This is a genomic window from Candidatus Sodalis endolongispinus (assembly GCF_018777395.1).
GTDB classification, from domain to species: Bacteria; Pseudomonadota; Gammaproteobacteria; order Enterobacterales; family Enterobacteriaceae; genus Sodalis_B; species Sodalis_B endolongispinus.
This window is the reverse complement of the sequence record NZ_JAFJYC010000002.1, coordinates 501,431-514,131: the sequence shown is the minus strand read 5'-3', so window position 1 is coordinate 514,131 and position 12,701 is coordinate 501,431. Positions and strand designations below refer to the sequence as shown.

8 protein-coding genes and 7 pseudogenes are annotated in these 12,701 nt (G+C 56.2%); 10 read left to right on the top strand and 5 right to left on the bottom strand.

The features are described from left to right. Position 1 precedes the first annotated feature (1 nt). Positions 2-1,393 (top strand): annotated as a pseudogene (pntB, locus tag JZM24_RS15685) (Re/Si-specific NAD(P)(+) transhydrogenase subunit beta). A gap of 395 nt (positions 1,394-1,788) precedes the next feature. On the opposite strand, the pseudogene JZM24_RS15680 reads toward pntB, so the two are convergent. Continuing rightward, positions 1,789-2,458: pseudogene (locus tag JZM24_RS15680) on the bottom strand (SDR family NAD(P)-dependent oxidoreductase). Between the two features lie 544 nt (positions 2,459-3,002). Between JZM24_RS15680 and JZM24_RS15670 the strand changes: the two are divergent. Continuing rightward, the gene (locus tag JZM24_RS15670) at positions 3,003-3,941 is read left to right on the top strand and encodes a LysR substrate-binding domain-containing protein (RefSeq protein ID WP_312885042.1); all 939 of its coding nucleotides are present in this window, start codon (positions 3,003-3,005) and stop codon (positions 3,939-3,941) included. A 306-nt stretch (positions 3,942-4,247) separates the two neighbouring features. Continuing rightward, positions 4,248-4,460 carry a DUF378 domain-containing protein gene (locus JZM24_RS15665; RefSeq protein ID WP_215670816.1) on the top strand — a complete coding sequence of 71 codons (213 nt, stop codon included), beginning with the start codon at positions 4,248-4,250 and terminating at the stop codon, positions 4,458-4,460. 53 nt (positions 4,461-4,513) lie between these two features. Here JZM24_RS15665 and uspE read toward each other — a convergent pair. Beyond that, positions 4,514-5,456, bottom strand: a pseudogene (uspE, locus tag JZM24_RS15660) (universal stress protein UspE). Positions 5,457-5,582: 126 nt separating this feature from the next. Continuing rightward, positions 5,583-6,340: pseudogene (fnr, locus tag JZM24_RS15655) on the bottom strand (fumarate/nitrate reduction transcriptional regulator Fnr). A gap of 214 nt (positions 6,341-6,554) precedes the next feature. On the opposite strand from fnr, the pseudogene smrA reads away from it, so the two are divergent. Next, a pseudogene (smrA, locus tag JZM24_RS15650) lies at positions 6,555-7,128 on the top strand (DNA endonuclease SmrA). A 35-nt stretch (positions 7,129-7,163) separates the two neighbouring features. Here the strand turns inward: smrA and JZM24_RS19550 are convergent. Both JZM24_RS19550 and JZM24_RS19545 read right to left on the bottom strand, forming a co-directional pair. Then, positions 7,164-7,613: an SLAC1 family transporter gene (locus JZM24_RS19550; RefSeq protein WP_312885041.1), complete on the bottom strand. Its 450-nt coding sequence runs from the start codon at positions 7,611-7,613 to the stop codon at positions 7,164-7,166. Beyond that, complete coding sequence (locus tag JZM24_RS19545) at positions 7,601-8,116, bottom strand: TDT family transporter (RefSeq protein ID WP_312885040.1); 516 nt, start codon at positions 8,114-8,116, stop codon at positions 7,601-7,603. Before JZM24_RS19545 ends, JZM24_RS19550 begins: the two co-directional genes overlap by 13 nt. 107 nt (positions 8,117-8,223) lie before the next feature. Here JZM24_RS19545 and JZM24_RS15640 point away from each other — a divergent pair, with 107 nt between their 5' ends. The 6 genes and pseudogenes from JZM24_RS15640 (at position 8,224) to JZM24_RS19865 (ending at position 12,564) form a co-directional block, all read left to right on the top strand. Then, on the top strand, positions 8,224-9,102 hold the full coding sequence (locus JZM24_RS15640) for a LysR substrate-binding domain-containing protein (RefSeq protein WP_215670814.1): 879 nt from the start codon (positions 8,224-8,226) through the stop codon (positions 9,100-9,102). 114 nt (positions 9,103-9,216) lie between these two features. Then, a pseudogene (gene tam, locus JZM24_RS15635) lies at positions 9,217-9,977 on the top strand (trans-aconitate 2-methyltransferase). 478 nt (positions 9,978-10,455) lie between these two features. Beyond that, a complete protein-coding gene (locus tag JZM24_RS15630; protein ID WP_215671221.1) occupies positions 10,456-11,445 on the top strand; it encodes an isopenicillin N synthase family dioxygenase in 990 nt (329 codons plus the stop codon). Between the two features lie 90 nt (positions 11,446-11,535). Then, complete coding sequence (locus JZM24_RS15625; protein WP_215670812.1) at positions 11,536-11,721, top strand: antitoxin Xre-like helix-turn-helix domain-containing protein; 186 nt, start codon at positions 11,536-11,538, stop codon at positions 11,719-11,721. Further along, a complete protein-coding gene (locus JZM24_RS15620; RefSeq protein WP_215670810.1) occupies positions 11,718-11,918 on the top strand; it encodes an MbcA/ParS/Xre antitoxin family protein in 201 nt (66 codons plus the stop codon). The genes JZM24_RS15625 and JZM24_RS15620 overlap by 4 nt, the downstream gene beginning before the upstream one ends. 172 nt (positions 11,919-12,090) lie before the next feature. Next, positions 12,091-12,564 (top strand): annotated as a pseudogene (locus tag JZM24_RS19865) (RES family NAD+ phosphorylase). Positions 12,565-12,701: the final 137 nt, after the last annotated feature.

Below are 12,701 nucleotides of genomic sequence, written 5' to 3'. Positions count from 1 at the left end.
CATGTCAGAAGGACTCGTCACGGCGGCCTATATTGTCGCCGCCATTTTATTTATTTTTAGCCTGGCGGTGCTGTCCAAGCACGAAACATCACGGCAGGGAAACCTGTTCGGTATTACCGGTATGTCTATCGCGCTCATCGCGACGGTGCTGGGGCCGGAACGCCGGCAACGTCGGTTGGATTATCGTCGCCATGGTCATCGGTGGCGCCATCGTGGTTTATCTGGCGCGCAAGGTAGAGATGACCGAAATGCCGGAGCTGGTCGCCATTTTGCACAGCTTCGTCGGTCTGGCGGCGGTATTGGTCGGCTTTAACAGCTATCTAGAGCATGATGCCATCAACAATGCGGTCATGGAAAATATCCATTTGACCGAATTTTTTCTAGGGATCTTTATCGGTGCGGTAACCTTCACCGGCTCGATTGTGGCGTTTGGCAAGCTGCACGGTAAAATCTCCTCCCGTCCGCTCATGCTGCCACGGCGCCATCAAATGAATCTTGCGGCGCTGGTGATTTCGTTTTTGCTGTTAATACTGTTTGTGCGCAGCGACAATATCGGACTGCAGGTATTGGCGCTATTGCTCATGACGCTTATTGCCCTGGCGTTCGGTTGGCATCTGGTTGCTTCCATTGGCGGTGCCGATATGCCGGTCGTGGTTTCCATGCTCAACTCCTATTCCGGCTGGGCGGCCGACGCGGCAGGCTTTATGCTGAGTAACGGTCTGCTGATTGTCACCGGCGCGCTGGTCTGCTCCTCCGGGGCTATCCTCTCCTATATTATGTGTAAGGCAATGAATCGTTCTTTTATCAGCGTCATTGCCGGCGGCTTTGGTACCGATACCAGCGTTGGCGACCCTGAGGCCGAGATGGGAGAGTATCGCGAAACCACGGCGGAGGAGGTGGCTGAACTGCTGAAAAACTCCAGCTCGGTCATCATTACTCCCGGCTACGGTATGGCGGTCGCACAAGCGCAGTATCCGGTACACGATATTACCGCCAAGTTGTGCGTGCCCGGGGCGTTAACGTGCGCTTCGGCATCCATCCGGTGTCCGGGCGTTTGCCAGGGCATATGAACGTGTTGTTGGCGGAGGCCAAGGTGCCTTACGACATCGTGCTGGAGATGGATGAAATCAACGAAGATTTCAGCGCTACCGATACGGTATTGGTGATTGGCGCTAATGATACCGTTAACCCGGCGGCGCAAGAAGATCCCCGCAGTCCCATCGCGGGAATGCCGGTGCTGGAAGTATGGAAAGCCCAAAACGTGGTGGTATTCAAACGTTCGATGAATACCGGCTATGCCGGCGTGCAAAATCCGCTGTTCTTCAAAGACAATACGCAAATGCTGTTTGGCGACGCCAAGCAGAGCGTTGAGGCGATTTTGCGTGCGCTTTAAGCATTAACCGCCGCTGGCCGGCCCGACGTCTCCGGTAACCGGCCTTAACATTCACGCGCCTGGCGTTGTAGTTTGCAATCCCGCCAGGCGCGTCTTCATTTATTGCCGCTCAGGAACGCTATTGAGCAAGCAACATCGCCTTTCTTGCTGCCCAACGCCACTGATGAAGCGCGTCTTCCTTGTTACCGTCAAAGAAGGCTCCTGAGCATGGAGCATTGTCTTTCCTGCCTTGCAAACGCTGCTGAGCACACCGCTCCTTCTTTCGTGTCGCGTAATAGATGTGATGAGCCAGGGCGCAGGCCATTCACTTTTAGCGAAGGCCACCAGGCAAGACCTGGCCCTTTTTTCTGGCGAGATTTGCGCTGTTTGGCGCGACTGGCGGCAATATCAGGCGATTACCGGTAGCGTGCTGCCAACTGCGAAGACTGTCCGACAAATGCCGCCAGGCTTGCCTGTAAATCCTCCTCCAGCAGTGAGCTTTGGGCAACGCCGGGCGCACAAACCACCTCGCCCAACTCAAGGCCGCGCAGGCTGGCGGTCACCACCTCATCGGCGGACACACTCAAATCCATGCCTTGACGTTGGTGAAATTCGGTGGCGACAATCCCCGGGCATAGCGCCTGAATACGCAGGCCCGCAGGCGACAATTCTTCATGCAGTGCCAATGACAATGACAGCAAATGGGCGAGGGCGGCCACGTAGATAGATCGTCCGGTGGCCTGACCGAGCGGCGGCGCCGCGCCGAATGCCAGCATGCCAGCCACATTAATAATGGCGCAGTGGCCGCGGGCAATCATCCCCGGTGCGGCAGCGTGCGCCAGCAGGGTGGGCGCGACACATTTTACCTGGAGCAATTCGCTTGCTTTTTCAGGCGGCAGCGTAGTGAAGCTCATGTAATGGGCGACGCCGGCATTGTTAATTAGTAAGGTGAGTGGTTTCCCGCCGGCATAACGCGGCCACGGCGGCGATGCCGGTCTCGCTAGATAAATCCGCCACCACGGTACGGATATCGGCGGCGGGAAATTCGGCGGCTAACGCGTCTAATCTGGGCTTGCGGCGGCCCACGACAATCAGACTGTAGCCTTGGGCGGCCAACCGGCGAGCAAAGCTAAGGCCAAATGCCCGAAGACGCGCCGGTCACCAGCGCCAGGGGGTGTCATACTGTTCATGATTTTCTCCTCAATAATAAGAAATCTTTGCGTTATGATTCCCGTATTCGAGGTGAATTACGTACAGCCTTGGAACGTCACCAGTTTTTGACCTACCCGCTATAGGGGAAGCGTCCTAAACTAACGCGAGCGGGATCACGACTCCGGGCTATGCACGGCAAACCCACACGAGCGCCAGACTGCTGAGTCTCCGGGCCGTGCTTGATATGTAACCTTGCGCCAGAAGGATAAGTCTCCGGGCTTTGCACGGCATTTTACCCTGGCGCCAGAGAGCCTGGTATCCGGGCTACGGTGTACAGATTGTTCGTTTTTACGTACAATTGTGGGTTACAAGTGCTGAGAAGATGGACGGGATGGGAGGGTACCCCTCGTCGCGGTATGCGGCCGGGTACCGGCGCTGTCATGTCGCGCCAGAGGTTTCCAGCGCCAGGGGGTTTACGGTGACGAAAGGAGCAACGGACAGGCTAAGCGATTTGAAAGCGTTTGCGGCTGTAACCAACGCCGGTGTATTTCGCCAGGCGGCGCGCTTGCTGCACGTCAGCCCCTCAGGCCTCAGCGATGCGGTAAGGCGGCTTGAAAGCCACCTGGGCGTACGCCTGCTTCACCGGACCACGCGCAGCATATTGCCGACGGAGCAGGGGAAACAGCTGTTAAAGCGCATTGGTCCGGCGTTCGCCGAACTCGCACAGGCGCTGGAAACTGTCTCGTCGTCGGGCGATCGGCCCGCGGGCAGGCGGCGTCTCACCGTGCCGGTGAACGTCGCCCGCTTGTTTTTGCCGCAGCTCATCCCGCGTTTCCTCAAGCGTTACCCCGATATTCAGGTCGAAGTCATGGCGGAAAGCGGCCTTGTCGATTTTCTCGCGGTGGGGTGTGATGCGGGTATCCGCTATGATGACTGGCTTGAACAGGACATGATCGCGGTCCCAGTAGGACCGCGCGTACAACGTTTCGCTACGGCGTCGTCGCCGGCTTATCTGGATAAGCGTGGGCGACCACAGCATCCACGCGACTTGATGCATATGGAGTGTGTCCGCAGCCAGTTTGGCGGAGGGAACCTGGAAATATGGCAGTATCAACGGGGGGATGAAACCTATCATTTAGAGCCGACAGGCCACTTGGTTTACAGTGCTGGTACCGCAACCGAGCTCGGCGTGGCATCGTCTGTCGCGGGTCTGGGCGTTATCTATCTGTTTGAGGGCTGGTTACGCCCTTATCTCGACAGTGGAGAACTGGAACCGGTATTGGAACCTTGGTGGCGGACATTTTCGGGGCCATATCTTTACTATTCTGGCCGCAGGTTGGTCCCGCCGCCGCTGCGCGCGTTTATCGATTTCATTAGAGCGGAAGAGCATGCCATGACCTCATTTTCCTCGCAGTAGATTACTAAAGCTCGAAACACGGCCGGTGCGGTTATTTCATCTCCTTAGCCACAACCCAATGAAATAAACACTCCGTCACAAAGACGCCATAGAGCCCCAGGGAATGTACGCATTGTAACTCACGATAAAAGTATATTTTCATGAAAATGGCCGGGAAAATAAGATTTACTCCTCCTGAATGGGAAATAAGCACTACAGTTTATTAGCGTATTTCCGGGTCCGCCAAGCCGCCGGTTTTTACTCGGCAGGCATTAAGCGGCACTCATGATGCAATAATGCCTGATAATTTAAATGAGGGGAGTGACTATGAAAGCATTAACCACCATCGCGTTAATTTTGCTTATTGTCTGCGGCGTTAATTGGTTATTGGTCGGACTCTTTAGGTTCGATTTAGTGGCGACCGTTTTTGGCGGTCAAGAAGCGATGATTGCGCGCATTGTCTATGTCATCGTCGGCTTATGCGCCCTTTACTGTCTGTCACTGTTGCCGAAAATAGCGGTGTGGCACCGGAGCGTATAATAAGTCAGAAGTCAGACCTAAACAATCCACGGCGGCGTCACCCCAGGCACGGGTTACTCGTATTGATCCCCTTGCTCTAACGTCACCGGCGACACAAAGTCATCCGGTTTAATTGCCAGCAAATCACATTTCAGATGGTCGATCACCAGCTCGGTTGTATTGCCGATAAACGCGGTGCGGCCAATACTGCCTATCACCACTACGCCAGCATCCAAATGTTCCGCTAAATCGGGAATAACTTCTTCAGGCATACCTTTTTCGACGTGGGTATATTTCTGGTCGAGTCTGAATTTCTGCCGCAGGCTTTTCATGGCGAGAAGGTGCTGCCCTCGTATCGCGTCGTTATAGACGCTGGGATCAAAATCAGGTAATTCAATGGCGATATTTATCGGCGTAACCGGATAGGCGCCCACCAAATGCACCTCGGTCTGATTTACCTGTTTGGCCAAGGCCAGTGAGGCCTCCACCAGCTTGATGTTGAGCGGATCGTGATAAGGCTCTTCACAGGAAAGATTGACCGCCACCAGCGCTTTGCCGCCCTCAGGCCAGTGCTGGTCTTTCACCATCCATACCTGGCAAGGGCACTTGCGTAATAAATGCCAGTCCGTCGGGGTAAATATCACGGATTCAAAACGATCGTGCTGATGGGCCATTTTCAACAGCAGATCGTGGCCATAGGCGAGGACCTCCTGGATAATAGCTTCAAATGGACGGTTATGCCACACCACCTTGATTTCAATCTGCACGCCACTGTCGAGATAATGCCGGCATTGTTCGGTAATCCACGCGGTACGCTGTTCGATAACCACCCGTCGCATGGCGGTACGTTCATCGGGGGACAGCAGCGTGGTCATTTCATACGAGAAATCATAAATCGGCAGGAAGGCTTTAATATGGCCCCCTAGCCGTTGAACCAGGATAGACCGCCCTGCGCAGTGCAGGCTGATCGTCCTGATCGGGGTCGATTGCTACCAGCAGATTCTGATACTTTGCCATAATGTCTCCTTACTTCTGCGGTTCAACTGAACGTTTAGAATAAGAGTAACTCATCAAGGCAAACACTGACAGGTAAGAAACGAAGCCGGATTAATAAAATAACAAAATTACTTATCCGGCCACAATTTAAGCGGTTTTTTGCGGCGTGCCGGCCAGATCGGACAGCAGGGCGTGATTTTCAATAGTAATATATTTGCCTTTGACCGCCAGCATCACGTTTTTTTGAAAGCGTCCGAGTAAGCGACTGATAGTTTCCACCGTCAGACCAAGATAATTGCCGATATCGCCGCGGGTCATGGTTAGCCTGAATTCGCGGGGCGAGAAACCGCGTTGAGCAAAGCGGCGTGAAAGATTATAGACAAACGCCGCCAGACGCTCCTCGGCGTTTTTCTTCGACAGCGACAGGATCATATCCTGATCGCCTTTGATTTCGCCGCTCATCAATCGCATCATCTGCTGACGCAGATTAGGCATCTTGCCGGAAAGATCGTCGAGGGTTTCAAAAGGAATTTCGCACACCATCGATGTTTCCAGCGCCTGGGCGAAACTCGGATCGGATGCTGGCCGCCGCCGATAGCATCAAAACCCACCAGATCGCCGGCTAAATGAAAACCGGTGATTTGTTCGTCGCCCTGCTCGGTGATGGTATAACTTTTAATCGTACCAGGGCGGATGGCATAGAGCAATTTCAACTCATCACCGGCTTTGAATAGCGTCTGGCCCTTCTGGATAGGCTTTTTACGCTCGATAATGTTGTCGAGCTGGTCCAGCTCGTGCTCATTGAGAGTAAAAGGAATGCACAGCTGGCTGATACTGCAATCCTGACAATGGATGGCGCAGCCGCCGGACTGAATTCGTCTGATGATACGCTTTTTAGGGAAAATCATAGGTCGCCGATCATGCAATATTGATTTGCGTCAATTTTAACATCAATTGTTGCCGTTATAAAAGCGCCGCAGCGGGTTGGTGCACTTTTCGCCAAAAAAGGGCGTGGTTGGGGGTGAAAAGGCCGTGAAATATCGCGAAGTGGGGGCTATAGTTGAGCTGTATTTTCCCCGGATGCGGCGTCGCCGTCCGGGCCGGCGTGAGCGATTTACGATGACCTATGACGATAAAGAGTTATTCAACCAGGCCATGGAAGATGTCAGGCCGTTGAAGCAGCGCGCCAACGTGGTGTTTTTACCGGCGAAATCGGCGCCGTTCCCGCGGCCGGCGCCAGCGTGTCAGCCCGAGGAAAGTTTTCTCACAACAGAGCTTTTCGCGCCGCTGCCCTGCGATATGCCGCTTTATTTTAGACAAGACGGTATCCAGCAGGGGCTGCTCGATAAACTCGCCCGCGGCAAGTACGGTATCGACGCCAGCCTCAACTCAATATTAGCCGTATGCCGGTAGTGCGCGCGCGCAGTCTGCTGTTTGTTTTTATATCGCGGATGACGCGGGAGACGAGTGTCGCACGTTGTTGATTATCCACGGCATGGGGCGGCGCGACGACAGCCATGCTAATATCGTGCGTAGCTTTGTGGCACGCTGGTTGCGGCAGTTTGACCCGGTTCAAGCATATTGTTGTGCAGAGCCAGCTCACGGCGGCGGCGGCGCCTGCTATGTGGCGCTGCGCAAGTCGGCGCGGGCGAAAAGTGAAAATCGCGAGCGACACGCCAAACGACTACGTTAAGGCCGCCTTACGCGCACGCTTAACCCAGCCGGGCTTTATGCATCTACCGGCTGCCTGACGCGCGGCAAACCGTACAGCGCAAAGCGTAGCACGACATAGCCCACCACTGCCGTGGCGACGGCCACTTCAATATCCGATAAATACACTAATTGACTAACATACTCCTGCGCGGCCGGGTACACCGCCAGCGCGTGGGCCAGCTTATACAGCGCGATCGCTCCAATTAACATAGGGAAAGTAAAGGCCGCGAAGCCGGGCGTGAACGGCAGGCGCATCAAGCGCAGTAGCGGCAGGTAAATCATCAGCGTCATCGACAGCGCAACGCCCAGCAAAGTCGCGCATAGCAGCAGCGATGGTTGCGGCGTAACCGACAAATAGCCGGCTAAACACAGGCTGGCAGGGGCCGCCATAATAGCGATAGTCGGTTTGGCGCTGTCGGGTATTTCGCCACGAAACATAAAGCTGTAAAGCATTAGCGGCAGCATGGTCGGCGTAACTTGCCATGCCGAATTTTAACAAAATAAGCGCCAGCGGGGCCAGCGTGCCGCCGGGAAAGGCTACATCGGCGGCAATGATCCCCACCGGTGGCACGAACCAGGCGGGAACCATATGCTCCAGGCGAAAATCGCGGCCGCGGTGCCAGATGAAAATGCCCAATAAACATAAATGCCACGTTAATGCCATTGCCGCCCAGAAGCCACACCAACGAGAGCGCTTTGGCGACTATCATCCAGCCCATGGCGTAGGTCGGTAGTACGCTGCCGATGACCGCATGTCGTAAGTCTTGCGCCAAAAGCGCGGGGTAACAGCAAAATTTGACCGTCAGCGCCAGCAGCATGACAGCCGCTATCAGCGCGCCGGTATTTTGCCCCGCGCCTTGCAATGGTAAGGTGTATTCCAGACAGGCGCCGAGGCTGGCGATGCCCAGCGCCAGCCCGGCCACGGGGGTCGGCAGCGAATGTAGCGACGTTTTTAACGGTTTAAACATGCCTGTTCTCCAGCACAAAATGCTTATTCATTCGGCGCAAGTATAGAGATAATTCTTCGTTCAGGATATTCTGTTTTTTTTAACCTTGCGTTCTGTAAAACTAAACGATGAAGCTTACACTTAAACAGCTGCTGGTATTTAAAACCGTCGCGCAGTGCGGCAATCTTTCCCAGGCCGCCTGCCATCTTTTTATAACGAAGGGCGCGGTGTCGCAAACCTTGGGTGAGGTCGAAATCCATCTGGATATCAGGCTGTTCGACCGTCATCATGGCCGTCTGTTCATTAATCATGAAGGGCGACGTCTGCTACCGCTGGCGGATGAATTATTAACTCGTGTGGACGATATCGACGAGCTATTCAGCACCGGAGACCCGTCGTTACGGCTGGGTGGCAGCAAAACTATCGGCGGCTATTTGCTACCGGCGTTGCTGAGCGACTTCCGCCATCGCTACGGCTGGTTACCGGAGGTGGTGATAGATAATAGCGACGGTCTGCGTAAGAAGTTGCTTAATTTCGATTTAGCCCTGATAGAAGGCGAGGTGAATGACGACGATCTCCAGGTCACGGCATGGCGACAGGACGAAATGGTAATTATTTGTCCCGTCGGAGACCCACTCGCACAGGGAGAGAACGTACCGCTTTCGGCGCTCGAGGACCGTCAGTGGATCTTGCGCGAAGCCGGATCCGGCAGCCGCAACGATTTTGAGCATCAGTTGGCGCCGTTATTAACCAATCCGAGGATTGTGCTGGCACTGGAGGATTTTGACGCGATTTTGTTCTGCGTTCAGCAACGTTTCGGGCTGACCTTTGCCTCGCGATTGTTGATTGAGCAGCCGTGTTTCTCCGGACACTTCAGCCAGATCCCCACCCGACAGCGTTTTTTCCGTACCCTCAGCTTGTGCCATCATCGGCAGAAATACCTGTCAGACAGCATGGAATTATGGATAGGTTTTCTGCAGGCGCAGCGGGGCGATCGCACGATTTAGCCACCGGCGGAGGAGACGTTGGCGCCAGAATAATGCTAGGTTGACCCTTTCCCACAGTGAAATTATGCGGCCACATACCTTCGCGCCCGGCGCGGCATTTTAGGAGACCAGGTCATGCAGGAGTGGGACCCCGAGCTTTATCGCCAATTTGAAGATGAACGCACCCGGCCGGCACAGGAACTACTGGCCCGTATTCCGTTGATGACGGCGGCCAATATTACCGATTTGGGTTGTGGCCCCGGTAATTCCACCGCGTTACTGGTAGATCGTTATGCCGATGCCCGGGTCACCGGCGTCGATACTTCGCCCGGGATGCTGGCAATCGCCCGTACCCGTCTACCGGGGTGCGATTTTATTGAGCAGGATATGGCATCCTGGCGCCCCGCGCAGGCGCAGGACATCCTGTTTGCCTACAATGGGTGGGGGAGCATCGGCAGCTCCTGCCGCGGTTGATGGGGAAGTTGACCGCCGGCGGCGTCCTGGCGGTGCAAATGCCGAATAACCGGGAAGAGCCGAGCCATCGCGCCATGCGCGAAGTCGCGTCCAAGGCCAAATGGCGTGATCGGATCGGCGCGGCCGCCCATAGCCGGGTGGGTATTCTCAGCGCCGCCGACTATTATGATCTGCTGGCGCCGTTGGCCGCCGGCGTCGATATCTGGCAAACCCGTTATTATCATGTGATGCCGTCGCTGACCGCCATCGCCGACTGGCTGCGGGCGACCGGGCTGCGCCCGTTTCTCGATCCGCTCACTGCCGAAGAACAAGATAGTTTCATTCAGGACTATTTGCAGGCGATTGCGCCAGCCTATCCGCCGCGGGCCGATGGCCGCGTGTTGCTGGCCTTTCCGCGCTTGTTTATTGTCGCCAGGCGCTGACGGTGGTTTGTCGCCTTGGCGCGCGTCGTCAAGGCGGCAGGGCCTGGCGCCCAGACGCCTTTCTCTCTTAGTTTGGCGCGCATGCGCCGGTTGGATGTCGACACCGCCGGCGCCGACGTGACGCTATCCCCCCAGGTTCACCCTTTTGCTTGTCAGGAGAGGCCTGCGGCCGGCGACGACGTTGTCTTGTCTGGGAAAAGCATCTCGGCTTATTAGGATACCGCCCACGGCGCCGGCGGCAGCAGCGCGTCGCCGCCCATCCGCCCGCGGCTGGGAAGTGCCAGCGGCTGCATTTTGTTGTAGTCTGTCATAATTAGGCTTTAACGCCATACGGCAATGCAAATAACCACGCCGGCGAGTGCGGATATCGCGCCGGGTAACGGCGTGTTAGAGCGGTGCCGTTAGACGTTTGCTGTTGACCGATTCCAACGATACAGGAGGTGCCCATGCGACATTCAGTTCGCCCGATACCCTGCCCATGTTGGATCTCGCCCAATTCGACGCCGCAGGCGCACAACTCGACGCTTTCCTCGCCCGGCTGCGGCTGGCGGCGCACGATATCGGCTTCTTTTATCTGACGGGTCACGGCATCGATCCCGACCTGCTGCGCCAGGTGCAGGCGGTGGCGCGGCGGTTCTTCACGTTGCCGGATGTGGACAAACTGGCGCTGGCGATGATCCATTCCCCCCATTTTCGCGGCTATAATCGTGCTGCCTCCGAACGTACCCGCGGTCAACCGGATTGGCGCGAACAGTTTGATCTGGGTGCGGAGCGGGCTGCGCTACCCCATGACGCCACTCAGCCGGCCTGGAACCGCTTGCAGGGACCTAATATCTGGCCGGCGGCGCTGCCGGAGATGCAGCCACTGCTGACCCGCTGGCAGCAAGAGATGACCAAAATGGCGCTACGGCTGTTGCGGGCGTTCGCCGAGTCGTTGTCGCTCGCGAGCGGGGCGTTTGACCCGCTTTATGGCGAAAAGCCCAATGAGCATGTCAAATTGATTCGCTACCCCGGCAGGAAAGAGGGGGAGAGCCGGCAGGGTGTAGGGCCGCATAAGGATTCCGGTTTTCTGAGTTTCCTGTTGCAGGATGACAATAAAGGGCTCCAGGTGGAAATCGCTCCCGGCAAATGGATTGACGTCGAGCCGAAAGCGGGCACATTGGTCGTCAATATTGGCGAACTGATCGAACTGGCCACCAATGGCTACCTGCGCGCAACGGTGCACCGGTTGGTTTCGCCGCCGGCCGGGCATGAGCGGCTGTCGATCGCGTTCTTTCTTGGCGCGCAACTGGACGCGGTGGTGCCGATATATCCGCTGCCGCCCGCGCTTTCCATCGAAGCGCCAGGCGCCGTGAGCGATCCGGACAATCCGCTGCTGCGCGACGTTGGCTGGAATTACTTGAAAGGCCGACTGCGATCGCACCATGATGTCGCCGAGCGCTATTATGCGAGTCTGCGCTGGCCGTGAAGCAACGTCGCAATACGTGAGTCTTTCAGTAGACTTTTTCTCCTTTTCCGTCTAGGATGAGATTGTAGACGAAGGAGGTGGCGTATGCAGATGTCGGCGGTGTCAGAGCAGAAAGTAGATAAACAGCAAGCGTCGACGATAGGCGTCAAAACCGCATTAGCGATACTGGACAAGTGGGGGGCCTCCCCGGAGCAGAGCCAGGGCATTTTGCAACTGTCGCGGGCAACCTGGTATAAGCTGCGAAAGGACCCCGCCATGACCAGCTTGAGCGGATGAGCTATCTGCTGAATATCCATGCCGCGTTGCGCACGATATTTGACAATCCTGAGAACGTCTGTGGCTTCATGGCGATGGACAATCATAACCCCTATTTCAATGGCCGCTCGCCGCTGCACATTATCGGCACCGGCAGCTTCGGCGCGCTGTATGAGGTCCATAAACGCCTCGATGCCTCGCGCGGAGGACAGTGGTGAAGGAAACGCTTCCCTTTCTCCCCAGGATCACCCTGCGCGATCAAACCGGTTACCGTCTTATTAATTCCAAATACCCACCAGTGTCGCTATTTGATGATGTCGCCGACATGAATTCAACGCCCTATATACCCTGCAGGCATTGACCAATCCGCGCCTTCAGGATCAAGACGCCGTGCTTAACGGGTTAAAGAAAGGGGAAATCCCTTTTGGCATTGTCGGCTGCTCCTATGCCGTCGCGCCGTTTACCCATGTCAACCCCGACGGTAGCCGGTTCAGCGACGGCTCGTTCGGCGTGCTGTACATCGCTGATACCCTGGAAACCGCGCTCGCCGAAGTGGCCTATCATCAGCAGCATTATTGGCAAACGGGTGCCGGGGCTTAAGTTTGAACGCCTGGTGCTGCGCGGTCTGCAGGTTAATTTTTCCGCCCGTTTAGCCCGCGAGATGCTACCGTCTTGCCGCCCGATCACGCCGTATACGATCCCGAAAATTATCGCGTCTCACAGACCCTCGGGGCGATGCTGAAAAACGCGGAATGCGTCGCGCTGCGTTACCGGTCGGTGCGCCGCCGCGGCGCGCGGTGTGCTGGGGTTTATTTACACCCGCCGGCGTCACTGACGTGCGCCAGTGCGCGCATTATGAAATGATGTGGGACGTGCAGGTTATTACCAGCATCGGCAAAATCACACTTGCCAAATCGGCGACCCGAACGCGGGGCGGCCGCTCAGCGTAATGATGCCACCGCGCCGGCAGCCCTCTTGGGCCGCCGGCGTATGACTGCAAG